We start from the raw sequence: 286 nt of genomic DNA on the forward strand, positions 1-286 counted from the left end.
GCTGAAATTTTATGAGAATAACGTTGTTATAGCAGGCGTGAGATCCGGTTATTGAAAAAAATAAGAAATGCAGACGAAAGACTTAGCTCAGACTTATGAGTATTTAAAACAGTTTTTAACAGAAGAAAGATTGTCGAAAATTGAACATTTCTCGCAGGAAAGTTCAGATTTTGTGCTTCCGGTTGTAGAAGATATCTATCAGTTTAGAAATGCAGCGGCTATTGTACGTTCTGTAGAGGCCCGTGGCTTTCATAAAGTAGTGGCCCTGCAGGAAGAATATAGCTTT

General features: G+C 37.4%; 1 protein-coding gene. It reads left to right on the forward strand.

The features are described from left to right. Positions 1-67 precede the first annotated feature (67 nt). Positions 68-286: RNA methyltransferase (locus FLQ44_RS25650; RefSeq protein ID WP_147695452.1), on the forward strand; the 219-nt coding region annotated here is incomplete at its 3' end.

The sequence above is a fragment of the Vogesella mureinivorans genome (assembly GCF_007644035.1).
Classification (GTDB): domain Bacteria; phylum Pseudomonadota; class Gammaproteobacteria; order Burkholderiales; family Chromobacteriaceae; genus Vogesella; species Vogesella mureinivorans.